This is a genomic window from Pseudoalteromonas sp. SG43-4 (assembly GCF_014164325.1).
Lineage (GTDB): Bacteria > Pseudomonadota > Gammaproteobacteria > Enterobacterales > Alteromonadaceae > Pseudoalteromonas > Pseudoalteromonas distincta.
In genome coordinates, this window is sequence record NZ_JACJFB010000020.1 from 1 (window position 1) to 25466 (window position 25466).

Genomic DNA, 25466 nt, shown 5'->3' on the forward strand with positions numbered 1-25466 from the left:
TACTCTCTGTTACCGCTCGACTTGCATGTGTTAGGCCTGCCGCCAGCGTTCAATCTGAGCCATGATCAAACTCTTCAATTAAAAAGTTTTATGTCTTTCGACAGCTCAATGAATTCTGAATTTTTGTTTTTGTTGCCAAAAACGAATTGACTGTGCGTTATTATTTTCACTTTTAAAAAAATGAAATCAAAACAGCTCAAGGCTGAATCTTTTAATAACATATGGTCACTCAGTTTCAATTGAGACTCTAATTTGTTTGCCTCGCTACCTAAGTAGCTTGGCTGTTAGAACTCAATCTGTACGAGTGCCCACACAGATGATTGCTTTATATTGTTAAAGAACGTTTTGAGTCGCTTTAGCGTCTCAAGGGGTGCGAATAATACACCCTTTATTTTTCGAGTCAACACTTAATTTTAAACTTTCTTTTCAGAAGATTAAAACCGAAGTTTTACTTAACTCTGTGAGTCGTTGCTGCCTTGCTATGCTTCGGCGTTTCCCGTCTCAGTGGGGTCGCATTATAGGGAGCGGCGGATTTTACGCAAGCGTTATTTGCATAAAATAGTAATTAAAATTAAGCCCCAAGCAAGCGCACATGATAGACACAAGTTACCCACAAAACTCTGTTGATAACTCTGTTTTTGAACTATAAAACTAAACACTTTTATCCTGATGTGATAAGTTGCGGTCACTTTTTTAACTCATGTATTTAGGCAGTATCCATGACAGACATAATAAATAGTATAAGTGCCCTTCTATGGGGGCAAGTTCTCGTCTACTTATTAATAGCAGCGGGCCTCTTCTTTACTTTTCGACTAGGCTTTATTCAATTTGTGCAATTCCCACATATGTTCAAAGTTATGTTTGGTTCTCGTAAATGTGCCGATAACGAAATTTCATCCTTTCAGGCTTTTTGTACTTCATTAGCAGCTCGTGTCGGTACTGGTAATATGGCAGGTGTTGCTGTCGCCTTATACCTAGGTGGCCCAGGTGCTATTTTCTGGATGTGGCTTATTGCATTAATAGGTATGGCTACAAGTTTTGCCGAGAGTACTTTAGCTCAGGCTTATAAAACAAAAGATGCAGATGGTAATTTTAGAGGTGGCCCTGCTTATTATATGCAAAACGGTTTAGGCAAACGTTGGATGGGAACTTTATTCTCGTTATGTTTAATTTTAGCCTTTGGTTTAGTATTTAACGCAGTACAGTCAAACTCTATCGCTGCAGCATTTGAAGTAGCGTTTGATGTACCTAAGTATATAGTAGGCATTTGCTTGGTTATTGGCTCTGGCATCATTATTTTTGGTGGCCTAAAAACAATTTCTCGCTTTGCTGAAATGGTTGTGCCATTTATGGCATTAGCTTACCTGCTGGTTGCACTTTATGTATGCGCCATTAACTTTACTACACTACCTGATGTGCTAGTGCTTATTATAAAAAGTGCTTTTGGTATTGAACAAGCTGGTGCTGGTGCTATTGGATACGGTGTCACACAAGCGATGATCCAAGGTATAAAGCGTGGTTTATTCTCAAACGAAGCTGGTATGGGTAGTGCAGCTAATGCCGCGGCTACTGCGACGCCTTACCCTCCTCACCCAGCATCACAAGGTTATGTGCAAATGTTAGGCGTATTTATTGATACTATTGTTATTTGTACAGCGACTGCTTCTCTTATTTTACTATCGCAGCAATTAGTACCCGAATCTGGTGTTATGGGGATTGAACTTACACAAGCAGCATTACAAGAACATGTCGGCGACTGGGGTACTTACTTTATTGCTATTGCTATATTGTTTTTTGCTTTTACTTCTATTGTGGCTAATTACTCTTACGCTGAAACAAATTTAATGTTTTTAGAGCACAACTCTAATAGAGGTATGTTTATCTTTAGACTTGTTGTTTTAGGTATGGTGATGTTTGGTGCTGTTGGTGAGCTTGGTTTAATTTGGACGCTGGCAGATATATCAATGGGTTTAATGGCCATTGTAAACGTTATAGCGCTATTTATGCTTTCAGGTGTTGTTGTATGGCTTTCAAAAGACTATAACGAACAACGCAAAAAGGGCTTAATACCCACCTTTGACAAAAGTAAGCATCCTAAACTTGCTAAAGAGGTTGACCCAGCGGCCTGGGAATAGAAAATAATCAGCGAGCTACGGCTCGCTTTTTTAGTTCTAAAAATAACAAATACTACGCTTAATCATCTCATTGCTTATAAATAAAAAGTTATATTAATTTTAAAACTATTTTATATTTAATTACGTAGGACATATGAATTAAGTTATCTATAAAAAGGAGAGCCGATGGATGACATGACAAAAAAATACAGTATAGACACTACTGATTACCAAGTTGGGCAAGATAATGTACAAAAGTGGGGATTTGATATCCATAATCCAGTATTTGGTATAAGCGCCTTCTTAGTTGTTTTATTTGTAATACTTACCCTAGTTTTTGACCCTACCGTTACCCGTGATGCACTAACCTCGACTAAAGACGCCATAATTAATCAATTTGATAGTTACTTTATGTTACTAGCCAATGCCTTTGTGATATTTTGCGTTATTTTAGCATTTTCGCCTTTGGGTAAAATTCGTTTAGGTGGCGTAAAAGCTCGCCCAGAACATGGCTATATGTCGTGGCTTTCAATGCTGTTTGCAGCAGGAATGGGTATTGGCTTACTGTTTTGGGGGGTTGCTGAGCCAACTGCATATTATACTGGTTGGTATCATATGCCTATGGGCGTTGAGCCAAACTCACCGCAAGCACACTCATTAGCTTTGGGTGCAACCATGTACCACTGGGGTTTACATGGATGGGCGATTTACGCTGTTGTTGGATTAAGCTTGGCTTTTTTTGCATTTAACAAAGGCCTTCCTTTATCTATACGTTCGGTTTTTTATCCATTATTTGATGATCGCGCCTGGGGGTGGCTTGGTCATATCATAGATATACTCGCTGTACTGTCTACTTTATTTGGTTTAGCTACATCGCTAGGCCTTGGCGCTCAACAAGCTACCAGCGGGATAAATTACCTGCTAGGCACTGATTACGGGACCGCTTTTCAAATATCTGTTATTGGTTTAGTAACGTGCATTGCAATTTTCTCAGTTATTAGAGGTATTGAGGGGGGTGTTAAAGTACTGAGCAATGTTAATTTAATTTGTGCATTTATTTTATTATTAGCTGTTATTGCCCTTACTTTCTCTGATGCAATTACTGCTATTTGGTTTACCCTTGGGGCGTACGTAGAGCACTTTGTACCTTTGAGTAATCCATTCAATAGACCCGATGAAGATTGGATGCACTCTTGGACTGTGTTTTATTGGGCATGGTGGATATCATGGTCGCCGTTTGTTGGGATGTTTATTGCTCGAGTTTCAAAGGGACGCACTGTACGCGAGTTTTTACTCGTCGTCATTGGCCTACCAACGCTTCTTAGTTTGGTTTGGATGGGCGTGTTCGGAAATATGGCAATTACACAAGTTATAGATAAAGTTGGCCCACTTGGACAAAATGGTTTAACTGATATCTCAGTGACTTTATTTCAAGTATACGAGCAGTTACCTCTTTCTAGTTTTATTTCTATTATTTCTATAGCACTCGTTTTGGTGTTTTTTATAACGTCGTCTGATTCAGGATCGCTTGTAATAGATGGTATAACTGCGGGCGGTAAAATAGATGCACCAGTGCCACAACGTATATTTTGGGCTACAGTCGAAGGCGTGATTGCAGCAGTATTGCTCTGGGTTGGTGGCTCGCAAGCATTGCAAGCGCTTCAGTCGGGCGTAGTTACTACAGCTTTGCCGTTTTCAATAGTACTTATTTTAATGTGTGTTGCGCTTATTCAAGGCTTGTTGAGCGAGTATCCAATTTACAAAGCTCAGAGTAAACTGCAATAACAATTTATCTTTTATAAGCGATCCTCAAGGGTCGCTTATAAAATCTTCGCAATTCGTATAACTAAGTGCTTAACGCATTCACTATACTCCTACCTTATATTTATTTTAGACACCGCACTTCTATTACATTCATTAATGCCACCCCTCGTTAAAACTTAGGTGCAGGAGTAATTGCCAAGAAAATTAAATAACCAGCGTTCTGATTTTTTGCTCTGTTATAAACAGGTGCTCTTATACCAATTCAGTTAATTAACCAGCTGGGATAAAAGTAGTAACGGTTAAATACAAACAGGCAGCTTTATAAATGTATGATGATGAAACTCTAAGATATTAAAAAGAAATAGATTTTAAAGGTAAGTAAGTATTAAAAATAAGATTAGAGAATTTAAGTAAGAATAATTTTTGAATGTTTTAAAATTAGAAGCAATTTAGAATTTAAGTGAATTTAATCTGAGGATTTTAGTAAAGATGGTGCCCGAGGCCGGACTTGAACCGGCACGACTTGTTAGTCGAGGGATTTTAAATCCCTTGTGTCTACCAATTCCACCACTCGGGCATCGAGTTTGCTAATTAAAGCGTGTGGAGTAAATTATATGGAGGCGGAACCCGGAGTCGAACCGGGGTAAACGGATTTGCAATCCGGTGCATGGCCACTCTGCCATTCCGCCTAAATGTTTCCAAATAATTTGGAGCGGTACACGAGGCTCGAACTCGTGACCTCGACCTTGGCAAGGTCGCGCTCTACCAACTGAGCTAGTACCGCAAAATACTATTTTATCAACTTTAAATTATCTTGGTTAAAAAATTTAAAGTGGTGCCCGAGGCCGGACTTGAACCGGCACGACTTGTTAGTCGAGGGATTTTAAATCCCTTGTGTCTACCAATTCCACCACTCGGGCATCGAGTTTGCTATTTAAAGCAAGTGGATAAAACTAATATGGAGCGGTACACGAGGCTCGAACTCGTGACCTCGACCTTGGCAAGGTCGCGCTCTACCAACTGAGCTAGTACCGCATCATATTAATTCTAAATTAACCATTTTATAAATTACACTTGGTAATGCAATTAAACCACAAAGTGGTGCCCGAGGCCGGACTTGAACCGGCACGACTTGTTAGTCGAGGGATTTTAAATCCCTTGTGTCTACCAATTCCACCACTCGGGCATCGAGTTTGCTAATTAAAGCGTGTGGAGTGTTGAAATGGAGGCGGAACCCGGAGTCGAACCGAGGTAGACGGATTTGCAATCCGGTGCATGGCCACTCTGCCATTCCGCCCCAGTACGGGGTATTAACCTTAAGATAAACTTGGAGCGGTACACGAGGCTCGAACTCGTGACCTCGACCTTGGCAAGGTCGCGCTCTACCAACTGAGCTAGTACCGCATTTTATTTATCAGTTATTTGAATTAGCACATGATGATTTATGTGAACATTCAGGTAACTGATTAATTACCGTTTTGTTTATCTCGGGGGCTATGCCCTCTCAACACGGACGCATTCTACAGAGATTATTAAACGCGTCAATACAAAAAATGCTAGTTTTGAACTGTTTGCTTGTTTTTTATCTAAAACGGTGCGTTATTATACATTTAGAGTTAATTTTTAGTCAATTCACCCCATGCTGCACGTAAATATTGCATCATAGAACTCAAGGTTAAAAAGGTCGCAATGTACAGTAGTCCAAAACTTAAATAGTTCATCCATGTATCATATTGCCAAATCAAACCGATGATGGCTAACATTTGTGCAGCCGTCTTAATTTTACCCATATTTGATACAGCGACATTACCACGCTTACCCTGCTCTGCCATCCATTCACGAAGTGCAGATATGATAATTTCACGGCTTATTATAATAAGAGCAGGTATTGTCATGTACATTGACTGGTACTGATCAGATAACGCTACAAGTGCGGCACATACCATTACTTTATCAGCAACAGGATCTAAAAAAGCACCAAAAGGGGTTGATTGCTCAAGCTTTCTTGCTAAATAACCGTCTAGTATATCGGTGATTGATGCAAGCCAAAAAATAAAGGCGGCAGCAAAAAAAGCCCAGCTATAAGGCAAATAAAATATCACCAAAAAAACGGGGATAAGAAAAAGTCTAAATGTTGTGAGTGTGTTTGGAATATTCCACATAACTACTTGGATATGTCTTTTTTGCTATATTCGCATGTAGGGCTAGCCCTTGTCATGCAAATGGTTAAATATCTTCTCAGCCATGTCAGGGCTGATCCCAGGAACTTTCTTTAACTGTTCTATATTAGCAGCTTTTACTCCCTGCATGCCCCCTAAATATTTTAATAATGTTTGCCGACGCTTAGAACCGACTCCATTTATTTCTTCTAGTAGTGATTGCGTACGTTGTTTTTGGCGTTTATTACGATGCCCTGCAATTGCAAAACGATGAGATTCATCACGTATATGCTGTATTAAATGTAGCGCAGGTGCATCTGAATCCATAGGAATGGTTTTTCGACCACCGTCAATTAATAGTGTTTCAAGGCCAGGCTTACGGCTAGTACCTTTAGCAACACCTACTAACAAAGGCATTTTTGTATGTGGCCAGTTAGAAAAGTACTGCTCCGCGCGCCCCAGTTGCCCCTTACCACCATCAATAAAGATAACGTCTGGAATTTTGTCTTCATCTACTAATTTGTTGTAACGCTTATTAAGTGCAAACTCCATTGCAGCATAATCATCACCACCGGTTATACCCGTTACATTATAGCGCCTATACTCTTTTGTATTTGGGCCTTGTGAGTCAAATACAACACAACTTGCAACAGTGTTCTCCCCCATAGTGTGGCTTATATCAAAACACTCCATTCGGGTAATATCATCAAGTCGCAACGTTGCTTTTAATTGTGCATAACGTTTATTAATAGAGTCTTGGGTACTTTGCTTAACTGCAATACTGTTTAATGCATTTTTATTGGCCAGTTGTAAGTATTGAGCACGCTCACCACGGGTAACTACTTTAAGTGTTACTTTGCGCTCACTTATTTGTGTGAGTGCTTCACCGAGTGCCGCGCTTTCTTCTATTTCAAACGGTAATATGATTTCTTTTGCAATACGCCCTGTTGCTCCTGGCGCTAAATAGTACTGTCCTAAAAATGAAGTCAATATTTCTTGTTCACTCGAATCTTTAGGTACTTTTGGAAAATACGTTTTACTACCCAATACTTTGTGATCGCGGATCATTAATAAATGAATACCATTTAAACCATTTAAATGAGCAAAACCAACTACGTCCATTTCAGCAAAATTACCTGATATAGACTGTTGCTCCTGCATTTTACGAAGTAGCATTATTTGGTCGCGAACTTTTGCCGCCAGTTCAAAGTTTAATTGTAGGCTGGCTGCTTCCATTTTTTTTATTAAATCAGCAATAACTTCGTGAGATTTACCCGTTAAAAACTTACGGACATAGTCAACTTGCTCGCTGTAATCATCATCCGTGACTTTATTCACACACGGAGCTGAGCAACGCTTAAGCTGATATTGCAGACACGGGCGACTTCTTGCGCGGTAATAAGCATCTTCACATTGACGAACAGGAAATATTTTTTGCATTAACCGCAAGCTCTCAGATACCGCTCCCGCGCTCGGAAAAGGTCCAAAGTACTCACCTTTAATTTTACGGCTGCCACGATGAAACGCTAAACGAGGGTGTTTATGGCTAGTTAATAAAATATAGGGATACGACTTATCGTCGCGTAATAATATGTTGTAGCGAGGCTGGTATTTTTTTATTAGATTATTTTCAAGCAGCAGCGCTTCTGTTTCAGTATTAGTGAGTGTGACTTCGATGTCACAAATATTACTCACTAAAACGCGTGTTTTGCTATCGGTAATGTTACTTCTAAAGTAACTGCTCACACGCTTTTTTAAATGCTTAGCTTTACCAACATAAATAACTTGGTTGTCACTATCAAGCATGCGGTATACACCCGGCTCACTTGATAGCGTTTTGAGAAAATGTACGTGATCAAATTCAGACATAAATTATAGTTAGTACGAAACGTCTATATCAATCATTTTATGACGAATTGCTAAATGGGTAAGCTCAACATCACCACCTACATTTAGCTTTTCAAACATACGATAGCGATAGCTATTTACTGTTTTTGAACTTAGGTTTAAACGCTCAGCTATATTTTGTGCTTTTTCACCTTTAGTGATCATAAGCATAATTTGCAGTTCGCGTTCAGATAAGCTCTGAAAAGGATTTTCGTCTGTGCGACCTGTCACTTGCGCAAGTGCTATTTGCTGTGCAATTTCAGGGGCAATATAACGCTGACCGGCATGAACACAACGAATGGCACGCACCATTTCGTCAGAGCCAGCACCTTTAGTTAAAAAGCCATGTGCACCAATTTGCATTACTTTACTCGGAAACGGGTCTTCACAGTTAACGGTAAGCACAATAATTTTTACATCAGGGCAGTAACGACAAATCTTTTTAGTCGCTTCTAATCCGCCCATGCCTGGCATATTCATATCCATTAATACTATGTTTGGCGCATGCTGACGACAAAACTGTACAGCCTCTTCGCCAGTTTTAGCTTCACCAATTACTTTAAACCCTCGTACATCATCAAGAATACGCTTTATTCCTGTTCGTACAAGTTCATGGTCATCAACTAAAAGTACATTAATCAATGGAACATCCTCACTTACCTAACAACATGCAATTTAATTAAATTAATTTGCCACAGTAACATACATAAAGCGAAACAATAACTAATATTATTGCCTCGCCCTAATAGTTTAAGATGACGATTTTTCGCTAAATCTGTCAACCCATAACGCAATGATACCATCACCCGTTACATTACACGCAGTACCAAAGCTATCTTGTGCCAAATAAAGTGCAATCATTAATGCAACCGCGCCTTCATTAAACCCAAGCATGCTTGTTAATAGGCCAAGCGCCGACATAACTGCGCCACCTGGAGCACCTGGTGCTGCAATCATCACTACACCTAACATCATAATAAACGGTAGCATACCCATTAATGAAGGGACTTCCATGCTTGGTGATAAAAACATAACAGCCATTGCACAGGTTACTATGGTGATAGTTGAGCCAGATAAGTGAATAGTCGCGCAAAGTGGCACGGTAAAGTTAGCTACATCTTCTTTAACGTTATTTGCTTTACTTGATTGAAGCGATACTGGAATCGTTGCTGCACTTGACATAGTACCTAACGCTGTAAAGTAAGCTGGTAGCATATTTTTAACTAATTCGATTGGATTACGTTTCAATAGTACACCTGTCGCTATATATAAAACGCTTAACCATAACCAGTGCATAACAAGCGCTGCAATTAGTACTACGCCAAATGTTCGCAGTGTATCTACCACAGTACCCGCTACCGTCATTTCGGCAAATACACCTGCAATGTAAAATGGTAAAGCAGGGATAATTACTTTTGATAATAATCCGTCAATCACATCACGGCCCTGATCAGACACCTTTTTAAGCGTATCAAGCTCTAATTGGCTCATGCCTATACCAAATACAAAAGCAGTTACTAATGCGGTCATTACCCCCATCAAAGGTGGAATTTCTAAATCAATAAAGCTGCCAATTTCTGTAGCAACTTCTGCCTCGAATGTAATACCACCGCTTAAAAAAGGGATAACAGCACTTACTAATAAAAATGCAAGCGTACCTGCAATAATTGTAGAGCTATAAGCAAACCCGACTGTTTTACCAAGTAAGTGACCAGACCCTTTTGGTAGGCCTGCAATACCTGATGCAATAAAAAATAGTATAATAAGTGGAATGGTAAAGGAGATAATTTGACCAATCAGCTCTTTTACTGTGAATAAAAGTTCAACACCAGTTATAGGTACATATAGTCCAACTAGGATACCGGCCACAATACCGGCAATTAATTTTAAGATTAATTTCATTGTGATTGCTTAATTGAATTTAGATACGTGTTTTTATCATGTTTTAGACGCATTGTGTGATAAAACTATTCAAGTTACATTCATATGCACAAATATTAAACAAACACAGCCTAATTCAATACTCTTTTGAACATTTTTTGACTAAACGAAGTTTTACTCTTTAAATTTTAAATTAAGCCCGCACCTATAATAACTAAAGCACCGCTAATAATTGATTTTTATTTCGACTGGTTATAAGCCCAATAGATATATGTTATAGCCAAACTTTACTTTAGTTTTTTTAAACTCACAGTAAAGTGTGTTTATATAGTTAGTAGCAAAGGCTATTAACACGTTGATCAGATTGCATCCAAAGGAACATTATGTCTACTATTTTTGAAGATAACTCACTAAGCATCGGTAATACACCGCTGGTAAAACTTAACCGTGTTACAGGTGGGAATGTATACGCTAAAGTTGAATCTCGTAATCCAAGCTTTAGTATCAAATGCCGCATTGGTGCATCGATGATTTGGGAAGCTGAAAAGTCAGGTCAGCTTGTTGAAGGTAAAGAACTTATTGAACCAACATCGGGGAACACCGGTATTGCACTTGCATTTGTTGCAGCAGCACGTGGTTACAAGTTAACGCTTACTATGCCAAACACCATGAGCCTAGAACGTCGCAAGCTATTAAAAGCATTAGGTGCAAATCTAGTACTTACCGACGGTGCAAAAGGTATGAATGGCGCAATTGAAAAAGCAAAAGAAATTCAAGCAACAGCACCTGATAAGTATATTTTATTACAACAATTCGAAAACCCTGCAAACCCAAAAATTCACTTTGAAACAACAGGCCCTGAAATTTATGATGCGCTTGATGGCAAAGTAGACTTTTTTGTAGCCGGTGTAGGTACTGGTGGTACTATTACAGGTGTTAGCCGTTACCTTAAAACAGAAAAAGGTCTAAACGTTAAGTCTATTGCTGTTGAGCCAACTAACTCTCCAGTTATTAGCCAAACGCTTGCCGGTGAAGAAATTAAACCAGGTCCTCATAAAATCCAAGGTATTGGTGCTGGCTTCATTCCTGGCAACTTAGATATGGACTTAATTGATGGCGCAGAGCTTGTATCTAACGAAGACGCAATTGCAATGGCGCATCAGTTAATGAAAAAAGAAGGTATTTTAGTAGGTATTTCGTCAGGTGCAGCGGTTGTTGCAGCTAAGCGAATTGCTGAAAAGCCTGAAAACGCAGATAAAAATATTGTTGTTATCCTACCTAGTGCAACTGAGCGCTACTTATCAAGTCCAATGTTTGATGAAGAGTTTAGTGAACAAGAACTAGTACAATAAGTAATTTTAAGATTTTTAGAAGGATGCTTTAGGCATCCTTTTTTATTATTTATTATCCAATTTTCTATTTATTGCCTGCCATACCTTTACATCTGCATAGATAAACCACACACTTTAAAAAAACTAATTAATAATAATTAATATGAAAAAAATCACGAGTTTATTAAGTTTGGTCATCTGTTTATTTTTATCAGCCTGTGGTGACGATACCAAAACACTTGGCGACACTCCTGGCGATACAGCAACCGCTTATTTTGATGCGCTTTATAACCAGCAAGACCTTCAAAAAGCCAGCACCATGGCAACCCCCAACCTTACACGTATAATGAAATCCTACGGCACCGCTAAACAGTTTTCCCGTAACTTAGTAAATATGCAATACGATGAAGTCACCATTGAAGTTGATATGACCAATATGAGCGTCCGTGAACAATACGGCGATAACGCTAAAATAAACCTTATTTTTACCGGCTATTTAAATGGTGATAAAATTGACGAAATGCGCAGTGTAAAAATGCTTCGTAAAAAGGGAAAATGGTACATAGATAAAATTGTTGCCGACCCTTACGCTCGTTAAAAATAAATGAATTAAACATAAAAAAGGCCTTACATTCGTAAGGCCTTTTTCGCTTTAGCAGGGCGTGTTGATCTTTGTGGATTGAAATTTGTTCAATCTAGGGGCGATTTAATCGCGGCGCGAGGTTTGTAACCTAGTGGGCTAAGTAAAAACCGAGCAACAAAGAGTTAATCGTCCCTAGAAAGAACCCAAAGGGCAGCGCATGTTTGGCATTTATGCTGCGTTATCGCCTATTTATGGGGAATAACCACACTACATAGGCTCTGCCTTGCCTAAAAACCAAACAGTCTGCTGCAAATTCAACCACGAAAGGTCAACACGCCCTAGTATTTAAAGTAGTGCGCTACAGCTCACCAGGTTGAAAGTTATCAACTGCAATGGCTTTCTTACGTAGCTTATTAGCATGATGCATTGCATCAGCATCCGTTTGCTCTAACAACTTATTTTCAAGCGCATAATTTATAGCACCTTCAATATCAAGCGTTGCAGGCACACTGCCCTTACGCTGCCATTGTTTTAAGTCTTTAAACTGCGCTTGCATATCATGCATAGCTAAAAATGCGCTTTCCATGACCCCTGTACCTGCATTTTCATCTACATAACATAAATGCGTTAAGCGGTTTCTAAATACACCAGGTTGAGTCATACGCTCGCAAATACTTTGTGCTATTTCATCACTTGGTCTGTGGTAATGGTTTCCAAGCGGGAACACGATACGTTTAAGGATAAAATTCACAACCGGATTTGAAAAGTTTTTAAAGAAGCCATTAAACGCTTGGCCAATTTCAAATAATGAGTTCTCAATTGCATATTTTACAAATGGTAAATCAGCTTGTTGGCGCCCTTCATCTTCATAACGTTTTAAAACAGTTGATGCTAAGTACAAATGACTTAATACATCACCCAAACGCGCTGATATCATTTCTTTACGTTTGAGCTCACCGCCAAGCATTAACATTGCAACGTCTGTACAAATAGCTAAGCCTCGGCTCATTCTACTCAGTTGTTTATAATAAATAGCCGTTTCACCACCTACAGGCGCTTTAGCAAAGTAGCTACGTGTTAAGCCATGCACAAATGCCATACCTGCATTACTTGCTGCAAATATTATATGGTTCATTAATAAACCATCAAATTGTTCAAGTGCTGCGTCGTCATCTTCCATTGCAGCGGCTTCCATTTCTTTTAAAACAAATGGGTGGCAGCGCGTTGCACCTTGACCAAATATCATTAAATTACGCGTTAGAATATTCGCGCCTTCAACTGTAATTGATACTGGAATCCCCATATAGCCATGCGCCAAATAGTTATTAGGCCCTACTTGAATTCCTTTACCTGAATGAATATCCATTGCATCATTCATTATCGTACGACCCATTTCAGTCATATGGTATTTAGCAATCGCTGTTACAACCGATGGGCTTAATTTTAAATCAATCGCACCTGCGGTCATTAATCTGCACGACTCAAGTGTGTAAGTTAAACCACCAATACGCGCAAGTGCCTCTTGCACGCCTTCAAATTGCCCTATAGATACACCAAACTGCTGGCGTACCATGGCATATGCCGATGTCATTTTTGAAGCTAAATGCCCAGTTGCTGCACTTAATGCTGGTAGTGATATTCCACGCCCTGCACTTAAACATTCAACAAGCATTCTCCAGCCACGCCCTGCACACTCTTGACCACCAATGATCCAGTCCAGTGGTATAAATACATCTTTACCGTAAGTGGTACCATTCATAAAGGCCATATTAAGGGGATAATGACGCTCACCCGTTTCAACACCCGGATGATCGGTTGGTATAAGCGCACACGTTATACCTAGCTCTTTTTTATCACCTAATAAAGCGTCTGGATCATACATTTTAAATGCTAAGCCGAGTACAGTAGCCACTGGTGCAAGCGTAATGTAACGTTTTGACCAATTTAAACGCAGGCCCATTACTTGCTCGCCATTGTGCTCACCCATACACACAACGCCTGAATCAGGAATGCTGCCAGCATCAGAGCCCGCCTCTGGGCCCGTTAATGCAAAACAAGGAACATCTGTACCATTAGCTAAACTTGGCAGCCAACGATCTTGCTGCTCTTTAGTACCATAGTGAAGAAGTAACTCGCCCGGACCTAAGCTATTAGGCACCATAACAGTGACTGCGGCTGTTAAGCTTTTAGTCGAAATTTTTGACACTATCGTCGAATTAGCAATTGCTGAGAACTCACGACCGCCAAATTTTTCAGGAATGATCAGTGCAAAAAAACCTTCTGTTTTTAGGTAATCCCACACTTCTTTTGGTAAGTCTTTGTCTTTTTGTACAATTTGATAATCATCAAGCATCGCCAATAAGGTTTCTACTTGGTTAGCCATAAATGCGTTTTCTTTATCGCTAAGCTCTGGTTTTGGAAAGTGGTGCAGTTTTTGCCAGTCTGGGTTACCACTAAATAACTCACCATCCCACCAAACATCACCTGCTTCCATTGCCTCTCGCTCTGTTTGCGATAATGGCGGAAGCACCTTTTTGAACATTTTAAACGTAGGACGACTAATCAAGTTTAGGCGAATATCTTTAACCGCAAAAATAACCACCACCACGACCAGCAATATTATAAATATTAACATGCGCACATTCCTTACACATTGAATGAAAATAGTAACTTAATTATGACCCATCTTAATTTAAATACAATCATTGCACGACGAGTCGTGAGCCTTAACGCATTCATTTTATTGTTTTAAACATCACTGCTATTATCAACGTTTTAATAACAATAAATTAAAGGAATAGCATGACCCCCTTTCGATTTAAACTAAGTATGAGCGCCTTAATGGTAGCAAGTACTCTTGCTTTAACGGCCTGCGATGCACAAGTATCTATCGACACTACCGATTCACCACACACTAAAAAAGCTGTAACAGCTAAAGATGCAAATACATTTATAACAAACACAGAAAAAGAACTGAGTGCACTTTATTTAGAATCGAGCCGTGCAGAGTGGATTTACGCAAACTTTATTACTCACGATACATCTGCTCTATCGGCTGAAGTTAACCGTAAAATGACCGAAACAGTCGTGCGTTTAGCAAATGAAGCTGCAAAATACGACGAACTAGAGCTTGATTACGATGCTCGCCGTAAGCTTGATAAACTAAAACTAGCACTTACACTTCCTGCCCCACAAGACGCTGATAAAACAGCGAAGCTTTCACAAATTGTCGCAGAGCTTGGCGGGCTATATGGTAAAGGTAAATACTGTAAAGAAGATGGCAGCTGTTTGAGCCTTGGCGACATGACATCAAAAATGGCCACCAGCCGAGATTACAACGAACTACTTGATTTATGGCAAGGCTGGCGTGAAATATCAAAACCCATGCGCCCACTTTACGAGCAACAAGTGGCACTTACCAACGAAGGTGCAAAGGAGCTTGGTTATGCCGATACGGGCGCTATGTGGCGCAGTAAATACGATATGCCTGCTGATGACTTTACCACTGAGCTTGACCGTATTTGGGGCCAAGTTAAACCACTTTATAACTCGCTACATTGCCATGTTCGCGCAAAGTTAGGTGAAAAGTACGGCACCGACAAAGTACCTCAAGATCAGCCAATACCAGCGCACTTACTTGGTAATATGTGGGCGCAAGCATGGGGTAATATTTACGATGTAGTTGCACCAGAAAACGCTGATCCGGGTTACGACGTAACCGAGTTATTAGCTCAAAATAATTACGACGAACTTAAAATGGTCAAAGGGGCTGAAAACTTTTTTACCTCAATGGGTTTTGATGCACTACCAGAGACATTTTACGAGCGTTCACTGTTTGTAAAACCAAAAGACAGAGATGTGCAGTGTCATGCATCAGCATGGAATATCGATAGCAAAGACGATTTACGCATTAAAATGTGTATTCAGCGCACAGGCGAAGAGTTTTCAGTTATTCACCATGAATTAGGTCATAATTTTTATCAACGCGCTTATAATAAACAACCTTTATTTTATCAAGAAAGTGCAAACGATGGTTTTCATGAAGCCATTGGAGACACCATTGCTTTATCGGTTACACCGGGTTACTTAAAAGAAATCGGCTTACTTGAACAAGTACCTGACGAATCTAAAGATATCGGTTTGTTGATGAAAATGGCACTTGATAAAGTAGCCTTTGTACCGTTTAGCTTAATGGTTGATCAGTGGCGTTGGCAGGTATTTTCAGGTGAAGTAACCCCAGGGAACTACAATAAAGCTTGGTGGGAATTACGTGAAAAATACCAAGGAGTGCAAGCGCCTATCGCACGTAGCGAAAACGACTTTGATCCGGGTGCTAAGTACCACGTTCCGGGTAACACGCCTTATACACGTTACTTTTTAGCGCATATTTTACAATTTGAGTTTCATCGCAGCTTATGTGAAATTGCCGGTAACGATAAAGCCATTCATCGCTGCTCTATTTATAATTCAAAAGAAGCAGGGGATAGGCTAAACGCTATGCTTGAAATGGGTTCATCTCGCCCTTGGCAAGAAGCGCTTGAAACTGTAACAGGTAAGCCGCAAATGGATGCAACAGCAATGCTCGATTACTTTGCACCATTACAAACATATTTAGATAAACAAAACGAAGGCCGCAACTGCGGCTGGTAAATAGCGCTGAACAAAAAGCCCGCTCAAATGAGCGGGCTTTTTATTCATATTCTAATTTTAGTTAAATTAAAACTGTAAGCTTAAATTTGCAAAGTAAGCATCATAATCAGAATCATCCCAGTTATTGCCGTAACCTGCTTCTAAACCAACATTGTTGTTGAAAAAGTGTTGAGCACCAAGAGTGTAATCATCATTTTTATTAACTGTAACAAAAACCGATGTTGCTTTGCTGAAATAGTAGTTAGATGCTAATTCCCAGTTACTTGAACCGCCATCAACATCTTCAAATTTACCTTCAACAGTCAAGTAGTTACCTTGCTGTAAATCAACAAAGTACTTAGCTGCTACTGCACGGTAATCAAACTCATCATCTGCTGTTACTGTAAAGCCAATATAATCAGTGCTGTTTAACTGGTGGTTATATGCCAAATCAAACACAAACTGATTGTCAGCATCTTCTACATCAACAAACGTAGCTTTTAATACAAGGTTTGGGTTAAAGAAGTAACCAGCTGAAAGTTCAATTACATCCGTGCTTGAGCCAAAATCACTATCGAAATTATTGTACTGTGCACCTAATACAAAATCTTCTACAAAATACTCACCGCCAATGCTAGTAACATCTCCAAAATCATTATCACTGTATGCACCATAAACATTTGTTTGCTTATTGATGTATTCAAATTGATCGTAAGGACCTAAAGTCGCTTTTGGAGAAAAATAATAAGTTGAGTCAACAGTTACTGTGTCATCACCATCTACATCCACGTATCCTACATGGCTGATTGATTGGTAAGTATCTGCAGCTATTGCAGTGGTTGCAGCGCTTGATAATAAAATGCTCGAAATGATAACGGCTAATTTTTTCATTTTAAATTCCCTATAAATATTACTTTTTATGCCTCAGCTGTCTAGCTAAAGTCGGGGCGCATCCTAACGTCAAAAAAATGAACAAAAACTGAATAAGAGGGCAAATTAAAACCACTTGAAATGTAAATAATTACAAGTAAATGTAAACAACGGGTATCAATAAAATCTACGTAACAATAGTCTGTCATCATTTAAACTTAAAAAGTAACAAATAAGGTACAAGTTGTCGCTAAATTAAACACAACTTAATTATTCGATAAACCTCATCAATATAACCTCCCCTCACTAAATTTTTCTAATTTCTCAAAATAATGACTATAATTAATTCATTATTTCTGAATTTATAATAAAAAATAGGTTTGTATAAGTGCATATTTTTATCTGTTTTTTCCAATAACCATTATTTACCAGCAAAAAAAACTCCAATACTCATTATTTTATAGCTATTATCATCGACTCTACTTAATGGCTTTAATAACAATCTAGCCATTTATGGCATTTTTATTTATAACTTAAAGGGGTTATTTAGATGAGCATAATAAAAGCCGTAATTATGGTTAGTAAAAGTTTATAGTTAAAAGATCAAACGTTTATAAACAACAAAGCCCGCTAAATTTAGCGGGCTTTTGATATTACTTTTGTATTAACTAAGTAGGGGACTTAATTAAAACTGGAAACGCATGTTAGCAAAGTACGCATCGTTATCAGAATCATCAGCGTTGTTTTCGTAACCCACCTTTACACCAATATTTTTATTGATAAAGTGTTGAGCACCAAAGCTGTAAGTGTCTTGCTTGTTGTAGTTAGCAAATACAGATGTTGCTTTTGAGAAGTAGTAGTTAGTTTCTGCTACCCATTGGTTTTCTGCGTCATCAATGCTTTCGTATTTACCTTCAAAAGTAAGGTAGTTACCTTGCTGTAAATCAATAAAGTATTTAGCAGCAACTGCACGGTAATCAAAATCGTCGTCTGATGTAAGTGTAACACCTACGTAATCTGTGCTGTTTAGCATGTAGTTGTAAGCTAAATCAAATAATGCGAAATCGTCGCCGTCTTTGTTTTCAACTAGTGTTACTTTTGCAAGTAAATCAGGGTTGAAAAAGTAACCACCCGTCAGTTTATAAAGCTCACTGTTAGAACCTGAATCTGGGTCTAGGTTTTCGTAAGATGCGCCAACAACAAATTCATTAATGAAGTATTCACCACCAACTGATGTTAAATCGCCAAAGTCGTCATCAGCATAGCCACCATATACGTTAGTTTGTTTATTGATGTATTCAAACTGATCGTACGGACCTAAAGTTTTTTTAGGAGATAAGTAGTAAATAGAATCTACAGCAACGGTGTCGTTGTTATCGCTATTTTTGTAGCTTAGGTTACTAATTGAATTATAGCTGTCTGCAGCAGCCGCAGTGCTAGATAATAAAATGCTCGAAATAATAACTGCTAATTTTTTCATTGTAAGACTTCCCTATGTACATTGCTTTTTGTGCTCTAGCTGTATTGCTAAAGTCGAGGCACATGCTAACGTTAGGAAACTGAATGAAAACTTAACTAACCAGTTGTATTTATTAAGTTAATTGTAAGGAAGTGTTGTAAACTGTAAAATTAAAGTAGTTGCAACATCTAGTCAACAACTACTTAAAACATGTACCGTATTAAAGCGCGTGTTGGCTAATAATTCGGTAAACATCGTTAATATTATCGCCAGACTTAAACTCTTTACTAATTGGTGTTGGATCTGAGCCAACCCATATTTTTAGCTCGGCATCTAAGTCAAAATGGCCTGCACTTTCTTTACTAAACTTGGTAATTTTAGAGTAAGCAATACTCACCATTTCCATTTTAGAACCTGTCATACCTTGCTTATCAATTAAGATTAAGCGCTTATTAGTAAAAATAAACATATCACGTACTACTTTATATGCTTTTTCTACTTGCTCGCCGTCAATTAATGTATTGGCGAGGATTTTTTCTAAATCAGAATCGTCAACTTCGCTTGCATTACCCATAAGTCCGCTAAGTAAACCCATTATACTTTCTCCTGTTTAAATATTTGATTCTCTAATGTATGACCATTAACTAACTGCCGGTACTGCCAGTGTTGTTGATGACAAAAATTCAGTAGTGCAATATCAAGTGGATCGCTCGTTGGCTGATACTCAACTACATATTCTTTATGTTGGCTCATATACACACGACTCACACCTGCAATTGCTTGAAGCTGTTGCTCAACATTTTGATAAGCCTCGCTTAGCATTAATGTATAAAAGTGTTTATCGGTATTATTAGTTTTTGTTTGATGCTCGCTTAGTACGCCTTTATCTAAATGAAGTACCTGTGAGCATAGTCGCTCAAGCTCAGTTAAATCGTGAGAGCTTAAAATAAATGTAGCCTGTTCACTTAATTCTGATACCAGCTCACGTACTTCTCTGGCATGAATCGGATCAAGCCCTGCGGTTGCTTCATCAAGCATTACAATTTGTGGTGCGCCAATAAGTGCTTGCGCTATCGTAACGCGCTTGCGCATACCGTGCGATAAATCCCCCGCACGCTGCTTTGCAATTTCTTTTAAGCCAACTAAATCAAGTACACGTAGCGCCTCAGTTTGGCTTTGCTTTGCCCCCATACCTTGCAGCTTGGCATAAAAGGCGAGTTGCTTATCTATATTAAAACGAGGGTCAAGTTGCGCGTCTTGCGGTAATGCACTTACTTTATTAAATAAAGCAGCACTACCAGGTTTATGCCCTAATATTTCAAGGCTGCCTTTACTTGGCGCAATATAGCCGCACAACAAACTAAATAAGGTAGTTTTACCCGCACCATTTGGCCCAACAAGTGCCACTGGCGCGCCTTTGTTAATTTCAAAGTCCACATTATTAAGCGCAAGTTTTGCACCATACGATTTACTCAAACCGCTAGCTGTAATTAATGGTCTCATAGTGAGCTCCTTGCAAAAATACGTTGAGCAACGCTTAGTAGTACCGCAGTTTGCACAAGGGGAATAGCCACAGCGCTCAATAATGGTAAATTTTGCCCCGCTAATAGCTCTATTTGCACACCCGGAAATAAATAATCAAGCAAGCCTAATGCGGGTATTTGCCATTGCAATATACCAACTAAAATACCGCCTGCTGCAAAATATAAAATTGCCAATACAATAGATAAACGCGATGAGCGAGCAAAGGTATTAATTAACGTCATTAGTGCTACAAATGGGCACAAAGTAATCACTAATATTAAAAATATAGAAAGTGCACGGGCAAAACCACCAGCCAGTAAACTTGGCTCTCTAAACCCTAGTACAGCGAGCGTAGCCACAAGAGTAATGCCCACTAAGCAGGCTAATACCGCTAGCTGCCCTAAAAAACGGCCAAACAGTATTTCAAAGCGAGTGGAGCGCAGAGATAAAAACCTCAGTGTGCCACGCTCTCTGTCGCCTACTGTTTGATCGCTACAAATAAATAAACCAAAAACGGGAAAGCTATACAGGGCTATTAACCAGTACATAGCAAATTCGGCCTCTGGCCAATCTAATAACTTACTTAAACCAATAGAACCTGATATATCACGGGCTATTTGCTCAAAATCGGGCGCACTTACAATACCTACTGCTTGTCCTATTGGGTAGCGCAGTATGATTAGCCACACCAATGCAAAGGCAGCTAATGCAATAAGTCCACGTTTAGTTAAAAACATACGTACAAGCTCAAATCCCGCTATTTGCGTTAATCGCCCTACGTTTATCGGTAATGGTGTTGCCATTGACTATCCTTAATGACTTTTTATTTTCTGTGTATTTATCCACACTAAGTGTAAACACCTTGAATTACCAGCAAAAAAAAGCCCACCTATGGTGAGCTTTGTAACAATACATTTAAATGTAACAGCATAAATTGCGATATAAATTATAAATGTTGCTTATAAACCTCAAGTGCTTGGCTTAAATCGCTAATTAAATCTTCAACATCTTCAAGGCCAATATGCAGGCGAATAACCGGGCCTAAATCCCAACCTGTATTTGAACGTAGCCCTTTCATAGTTAAATTAGCCGTTACTAAACTTTCAAAACCGCCCCACGAAAAGCCCATTTTAATATGCTCAAGGTTATCTAAAAATGCATCAATCGCTTTTTGATTGCCGGTTTTCATCACAAATGAAAACAACCCATTACTGCCATCAAAGTCACGTTTAAAAAACTCATGCCCTGGGCAGCTTTCAAATGCAGGGTGTCGAATATGATCAACAAGCTCATGTTGCTCAAGCCATTTAGCTACTTCTAATGCTGCTTTTTCATGTTGATTTAAACGCACACCCATTGTACGCAAGCCTCTAAGTGCTAAATACGCATCATCGGCACTGGTACATTGCCCTAGTAAGTATGAGTTTTCGCGCAAGGTTGGCCAATACTTTTTATTAGCAACAGCCACCCCCATCATCACGTCTGAATGGCCAACAATATACTTTGTTGCAGCTTGAATACTAATATCAACACCGTGCTCTAACGGGCGATAATGCAGACCGTTACCGTAGGTATTATCAAGCATGGTCATTACGTTGTGCTCATTGGCTACTTTTACCATAGCGGGCACATCTTGCACTTCCATCGTAATAGAGCCTGGAGATTCTAAAAACAACACTTTAGTATTTGGCTGAATGTAATCTTTAATACCTGCGCCAATGGTTGGCGGGTAATAGGTTGTTGTAATGCCCAGCCCCACTAAAATTTTATCGCAAAAATCGCGAGTTGGTTCGTACACGTTATCAACCATTAAAATATGATCACCGGTTTTTAAAAACGATAAAAATACTTGGCTGATCGCCGCAGCGCCACAAGGGTACAATGCACACCCTTCGCCGCCTTCAAGTTCTGTAATCGCTTCTTGTAGCGCAAAGTGTGTTGTTGTTCCTCGGCGCCCATAAAATAACGTTTTATCGCCACGGGTTTTAGCTGCTTCTTTTAAATCGGCTACAGTATCAAATACAATGGTAGATGCACGCTGTACAACAGGGTTTACTACGCCATGTGTATAGGCTTTTTTTCGCCCTGATGATACCAGCTGAGTGTTTTTATTACTTTTACTCGACATTGTTAATCCTTAAGGGTTTGTGCGCCAATGCTCAATTAAATAACGAGAGATAGAATCGGTTCTAGGCAGCTTTAAATGCTCGCCTTCTTCGTGCCAATTACCAAATTGCTCTAAGTCTTCACGACTAAACCATTTTGCATCGTCTAGCTCTTCTTTATCTACGTTAATTTGCTCAGATGTCGCCTGTGCAAAAAAGCCAAGCATAATTGACGATGGGAACGGCCATGGCTGAGATGCAACATAACGTACGTTATCAACTTCTATGCCTGCCTCTTCTTTAACTTCACGCGCAACAGCTTGTTCCAGTGTCTCCCCTGGGTCTACAAATCCAGCAAGCGACGAATACATACCTGTGGGCCACGCAGCTTGGCGACCTAATAAACAGCGTTCTACTCCGTCAGCAAAGACTTTAGTAACGACCATAATTACCGCAGGATCGGTGCGCGGGAATGTAGGATGCTTACAGTTTTCGTTTTCACACACTCTAGAGTGCCCGGCTTCCACTGAACGGTTTTTACTACCGCAGCGCCCACAAAAACGGTGCGTGGCATGCCAATAACATAGCCCTCTCGCAAGGGCTGCTATTGAAGCATATTTAATGGTTACTTGAGGCCCATATTGGCGAATATCAAAAAACTGAGCGCCCTCTATTAAAGGCGAAAGTACGCTTTCATCCAGATCAGAAACATCCAATGCAAACACACCATGTTTAGCATTGTTTAAACCAACAAAAATAGCACTCGTTAAATCTAAATGTGCCACTTGTTGATACGTTAAATAGCTTACTTTAGGGGTATCTTCAATAAATAGGGTTTGATTATTTTTAACTAAAACCCATTTACTTTGCGCCGACATTTGCGCTTTAAGCCAAGATGGGTCTTTACGAAAATTTGAGCCTCTGTCTAGTGGCATGTTGCTGTAATGAAGCATGTAAGTCCTTGGTAACTCGTTATGCTTTAAAATTACCATAATCATTTAGCAAACCCAATTGATTACAGTAATAAAAAAAGCCTATATAAGGCTTAATTCATCTATTACGGCTTTGTATTAAAATCTCTCATGTTGCAGGCACTTAGCTTGCACTTTTTTAACTATTTTTGCTGTTAAAGAAGTAAAGTATTATCAATTAAATGAAATTGCTCTGCGCTTTGTTTTAATACCTCAGCAGTTAACCGGTCAGCACCGTATACATCGCACGGTACATTATATTGATTTTTTAAATGCCCAAGTAACAAAGCAAAGTCACCATCGCCAGAGAGCAAAATAACTTTATCAAGGTTTTTACCCTGCTCTAACATGTCTATTGTTATGCCTACATCCCAGTCACCTTTTGCACTGCCATCACGGCGTTGAATAAATGGCTTTAGCTTTACCTCAAAACCAATCGCACGCAAAATATTTTGAAACTGATTTTGCTTTTCATCTCCTCGATAAATAGCATACGCAAAAGCACACTCAATATTGTATTGCGCCTCCATCATTCGCCAAAACGCATTGTAGTCAAAATTTTTCCCGTAACTCTCACGGCACGTGTAATAAATATTTTGCACATCAACAAAAATACCGACCCGTGGTTTCGTGCTTTGCTGCTCGTTTTGTAAAGTCATTTAGTGTCCTAGTGAGGATTAATAGCAATAAAAGTAATGTTATAAAATAAGTGTACCTTGCAATTTATATTTAAGTAACCTAAATTAGTTACATACCCTTATGTAACCAATATTGGTTACATATTAAAAAGTAACCATTTTGAGATTTTTATGATTGGTGTGATCAGCGGCGATATTATTAAATCGCAAACAATCCCTAAGCAGCAATACGATGCCATGCTTTATCAACTAGAGCAAAGTTTGCGAAACATCTCGGGGGAGCAAACACTTTGGAATATATACCGAGGCGATGCCTTTCAGTTACAAGTTAATAATCCTCAGCTTCTTTTTAAAAATGCCATACTTGTATATTTACACCTTAAATCGTCAGGTTATGAACTACGACAAAGCTTGGCACTTGGGCAAATAGATAACCCACGCAGCGATATAAAAACAGCAACCGGTTCTGCTTTTACTCTTTCGGGGCAAGGCCTTGATAAAATAGGCAATCAACGCTTTGTTTTTAATATTAACGAGCAGCAGCTCGATGAAAGCTTAAATCTTAATTTAGCCTTTGCCGACGTATTGCTCACTAAAATCACACAAAAACAATCAAATGCCCTGTACGTCTATTTAACATCACCAGACAACAGCCACGCGGCACTGGCAAAAGAGCTTAAAACAAGTCGCGAAAACGTAACCAAACTACTAAATTTAGCGCACTACCAACTTATAGAGCGCTTTATTAAGCACACACAACACGTTATAAAAAATATAATTAAAGGAGGTGAATAATGGAATTTTCACTTTTACTGGTAGCGCTTATTATTGGCCACTTACTCGCTGATTTTTACTGGCAACCTATGAGTTGGGTAAACGACAGAAATACCCGTCACTTTAAAGCCAGTAAGCTTTATTTTCATGTACTAGTGCATGGTGTAACAAGTGCACTCATTATTACCGTGTGGGAATACATATTCGGGTGGCAGCAACTAAGCAGTGTTTTAATTGCCACGGCGAGCATTATGCTGAGCCATTACTTTATTGATATAGCTAAATCGTATTCTAATAAAGGCGTGGTGCCTTTTTTACTAGATCAAATAGCGCACATACTCGTTATTATTGCGCTCAGTATTTGGCTAACTGATAATAATAGCTTTATGGCTGCAATTAATAATATGCTCACTGATCCCAACATACTGTGGGTGGTATGCGGTTATTTAATTATTTTAAGTCCCAGCGCCGTATTTATAAGAATGATGTTAGAGCGTTTAACAAGTAACTTTTCAAGTACTGGTAGCTTACCACTTGCAGGGCAAAGCATAGGTATGCTTGAGCGCGTACTTATGCTGAGCTTTATATTACTTGACCAATTTGCAGGGCTGGGTTTTTTACTTGCGGCAAAGTCGGTATTTAGGTTTGGTGATTTAAGTGCAAGCAAAGATAAAAAACTTACCGAGTACGTCATGCTCGGCACATTACTTAGCGTAAGTGTTACTTTATTTGTAGGTTTAGGTATTAACTATTTAATCAGGCAGGCAATACAGTAAG

The 25466-nt window shown here is 39.2% G+C and carries 20 protein-coding genes, 8 tRNA genes and 1 rRNA gene; 7 read left to right on the forward strand and 22 right to left on the reverse strand.

Annotated features, from left to right (window positions below; translation table 11 throughout):
* Positions 1–81: ribosomal RNA gene (locus tag H5160_RS16555) — 16S ribosomal RNA — on the reverse strand; the annotation flags it as partial.
* A 638-nt stretch (positions 82–719) separates the two neighbouring features.
* Between H5160_RS16555 and H5160_RS16560 the strand changes: the two genes are divergently transcribed.
* Both H5160_RS16560 and H5160_RS16565 read left to right on the forward strand, forming a co-directional pair.
* Positions 720–2135: a sodium:alanine symporter family protein gene (locus H5160_RS16560; RefSeq protein WP_182738059.1), complete on the forward strand. Its 1416-nt coding sequence runs from the start codon at positions 720–722 to the stop codon at positions 2133–2135.
* 165 nt (positions 2136–2300) lie between these two features.
* A complete protein-coding gene (locus tag H5160_RS16565) occupies positions 2301–3899 on the forward strand; it encodes a BCCT family transporter (protein WP_182738061.1) in 1599 nt (532 codons plus the stop codon).
* Positions 3900–4368: 469 nt separating this feature from the next.
* On the opposite strand, the gene H5160_RS16570 is transcribed toward H5160_RS16565, so the two are convergent.
* The 12 genes from H5160_RS16570 to H5160_RS16625 form a co-directional block, all read right to left on the reverse strand.
* Positions 4369–4455: transfer RNA gene (locus tag H5160_RS16570), tRNA-Leu, on the reverse strand.
* A 38-nt stretch (positions 4456–4493) separates the two neighbouring features.
* A tRNA-Cys gene (locus H5160_RS16575) sits at positions 4494–4567 on the reverse strand.
* A 19-nt stretch (positions 4568–4586) separates the two neighbouring features.
* A tRNA-Gly gene (locus H5160_RS16580) sits at positions 4587–4662 on the reverse strand.
* Between the two features lie 49 nt (positions 4663–4711).
* Positions 4712–4798, reverse strand: a tRNA-Leu gene (locus tag H5160_RS16585).
* Between the two features lie 39 nt (positions 4799–4837).
* Positions 4838–4913, reverse strand: a tRNA-Gly gene (locus tag H5160_RS16590).
* Positions 4914–4977: 64 nt separating this feature from the next.
* Positions 4978–5064, reverse strand: a tRNA-Leu gene (locus H5160_RS16595).
* Between the two features lie 37 nt (positions 5065–5101).
* Positions 5102–5175, reverse strand: a tRNA-Cys gene (locus tag H5160_RS16600).
* 31 nt (positions 5176–5206) lie between these two features.
* Positions 5207–5282: transfer RNA gene (locus tag H5160_RS16605), tRNA-Gly, on the reverse strand.
* A 212-nt stretch (positions 5283–5494) separates the two neighbouring features.
* Positions 5495–6040: a CDP-diacylglycerol--glycerol-3-phosphate 3-phosphatidyltransferase gene (pgsA, locus tag H5160_RS16610; protein ID WP_032827134.1), complete on the reverse strand. Its 546-nt coding sequence runs from the start codon at positions 6038–6040 to the stop codon at positions 5495–5497.
* Between the two features lie 42 nt (positions 6041–6082).
* On the reverse strand, positions 6083–7906 hold the full coding sequence (gene uvrC / locus H5160_RS16615) for an excinuclease ABC subunit UvrC (RefSeq protein WP_182738063.1): 1824 nt from the start codon (positions 7904–7906) through the stop codon (positions 6083–6085).
* Positions 7907–7915: 9 nt separating this feature from the next.
* A complete protein-coding gene (uvrY, locus tag H5160_RS16620; protein WP_002963136.1) occupies positions 7916–8566 on the reverse strand; it encodes a UvrY/SirA/GacA family response regulator transcription factor in 651 nt (216 codons plus the stop codon).
* 108 nt (positions 8567–8674) lie between these two features.
* Positions 8675–9826 (reverse strand): dicarboxylate/amino acid:cation symporter, encoded by a 1152-nt coding sequence (locus H5160_RS16625; protein WP_182696260.1) that lies wholly within the window; start codon positions 9824–9826, stop codon positions 8675–8677.
* A 362-nt stretch (positions 9827–10188) separates the two neighbouring features.
* Here H5160_RS16625 and cysK point away from each other — a divergent pair, with 362 nt between their 5' ends.
* Both cysK and H5160_RS16635 read left to right on the forward strand, forming a co-directional pair.
* Positions 10189–11157: a cysteine synthase A gene (gene cysK, locus H5160_RS16630; RefSeq protein WP_002963138.1), complete on the forward strand. Its 969-nt coding sequence runs from the start codon at positions 10189–10191 to the stop codon at positions 11155–11157.
* Positions 11158–11299: 142 nt separating this feature from the next.
* The gene (locus H5160_RS16635) at positions 11300–11734 is read left to right on the forward strand and encodes a hypothetical protein (RefSeq protein ID WP_002963139.1); all 435 of its coding nucleotides are present in this window, start codon (positions 11300–11302) and stop codon (positions 11732–11734) included.
* A 343-nt stretch (positions 11735–12077) separates the two neighbouring features.
* Here the strand turns inward: H5160_RS16635 and H5160_RS16640 are convergent, their stop codons facing one another.
* Entirely contained in the window at positions 12078–14354 is a 2277-nt protein-coding gene (locus H5160_RS16640; RefSeq protein WP_182724912.1) for an acyl-CoA dehydrogenase, read from the reverse strand.
* A 167-nt stretch (positions 14355–14521) separates the two neighbouring features.
* Here H5160_RS16640 and H5160_RS16645 point away from each other — a divergent pair, with 167 nt between their 5' ends.
* Positions 14522–16369 carry a M2 family metallopeptidase gene (locus tag H5160_RS16645; protein WP_182738065.1) on the forward strand — a complete coding sequence of 616 codons (1848 nt, stop codon included), beginning with the start codon at positions 14522–14524 and terminating at the stop codon, positions 16367–16369.
* Positions 16370–16435: 66 nt separating this feature from the next.
* Here H5160_RS16645 and H5160_RS16650 read toward each other — a convergent pair whose 3' ends face one another.
* The 8 genes from H5160_RS16650 to H5160_RS16685 all read right to left on the reverse strand — a co-directional run bounded on the left by H5160_RS16650 (position 16436) and on the right by H5160_RS16685 (position 23936).
* Positions 16436–17239: a putative porin gene (locus H5160_RS16650; protein ID WP_165724185.1), complete on the reverse strand. Its 804-nt coding sequence runs from the start codon at positions 17237–17239 to the stop codon at positions 16436–16438.
* Positions 17240–17903: 664 nt separating this feature from the next.
* Positions 17904–18698: a putative porin gene (locus H5160_RS16655; RefSeq protein ID WP_165724187.1), complete on the reverse strand. Its 795-nt coding sequence runs from the start codon at positions 18696–18698 to the stop codon at positions 17904–17906.
* A gap of 199 nt (positions 18699–18897) precedes the next feature.
* On the reverse strand, positions 18898–19272 hold the full coding sequence (locus tag H5160_RS16660; protein ID WP_007377979.1) for a PH domain-containing protein: 375 nt from the start codon (positions 19270–19272) through the stop codon (positions 18898–18900).
* Positions 19272–20180 carry an ABC transporter ATP-binding protein gene (locus H5160_RS16665; protein WP_007377980.1) on the reverse strand — a complete coding sequence of 303 codons (909 nt, stop codon included), beginning with the start codon at positions 20178–20180 and terminating at the stop codon, positions 19272–19274. Before H5160_RS16665 ends, H5160_RS16660 begins: the two co-directional genes overlap by 1 nt.
* A complete protein-coding gene (locus tag H5160_RS16670) occupies positions 20177–21004 on the reverse strand; it encodes an ABC transporter permease (RefSeq protein WP_182738067.1) in 828 nt (275 codons plus the stop codon). The genes H5160_RS16665 and H5160_RS16670 overlap by 4 nt, the downstream gene beginning before the upstream one ends.
* Positions 21005–21147: 143 nt before the next feature.
* Positions 21148–22329, reverse strand: a complete 1182-nt coding sequence (locus H5160_RS16675; RefSeq protein WP_182738068.1) for a cystathionine beta-lyase — start codon at positions 22327–22329, stop codon at positions 21148–21150.
* Positions 22330–22338: 9 nt separating this feature from the next.
* On the reverse strand, positions 22339–23259 hold the full coding sequence (gene nudC, locus H5160_RS16680; RefSeq protein WP_182734776.1) for an NAD(+) diphosphatase: 921 nt from the start codon (positions 23257–23259) through the stop codon (positions 22339–22341).
* Positions 23260–23432: 173 nt separating this feature from the next.
* Positions 23433–23936 carry an NYN domain-containing protein gene (locus tag H5160_RS16685; protein ID WP_002962844.1) on the reverse strand — a complete coding sequence of 168 codons (504 nt, stop codon included), beginning with the start codon at positions 23934–23936 and terminating at the stop codon, positions 23433–23435.
* A gap of 150 nt (positions 23937–24086) precedes the next feature.
* Here H5160_RS16685 and H5160_RS16690 point away from each other — a divergent pair, with 150 nt between their 5' ends.
* Together H5160_RS16690 and H5160_RS16695 are read left to right on the forward strand one after the other, a co-directional pair.
* Positions 24087–24710 (forward strand): hypothetical protein, encoded by a 624-nt coding sequence (locus H5160_RS16690; RefSeq protein WP_182734752.1) that lies wholly within the window; start codon positions 24087–24089, stop codon positions 24708–24710.
* The gene (locus H5160_RS16695) at positions 24710–25465 is read left to right on the forward strand and encodes a DUF3307 domain-containing protein (RefSeq protein ID WP_182738070.1); all 756 of its coding nucleotides are present in this window, start codon (positions 24710–24712) and stop codon (positions 25463–25465) included. Before H5160_RS16690 ends, H5160_RS16695 begins: the two co-directional genes overlap by 1 nt.
* The last annotated feature ends 1 nt before the right edge of the window (position 25466 follow it).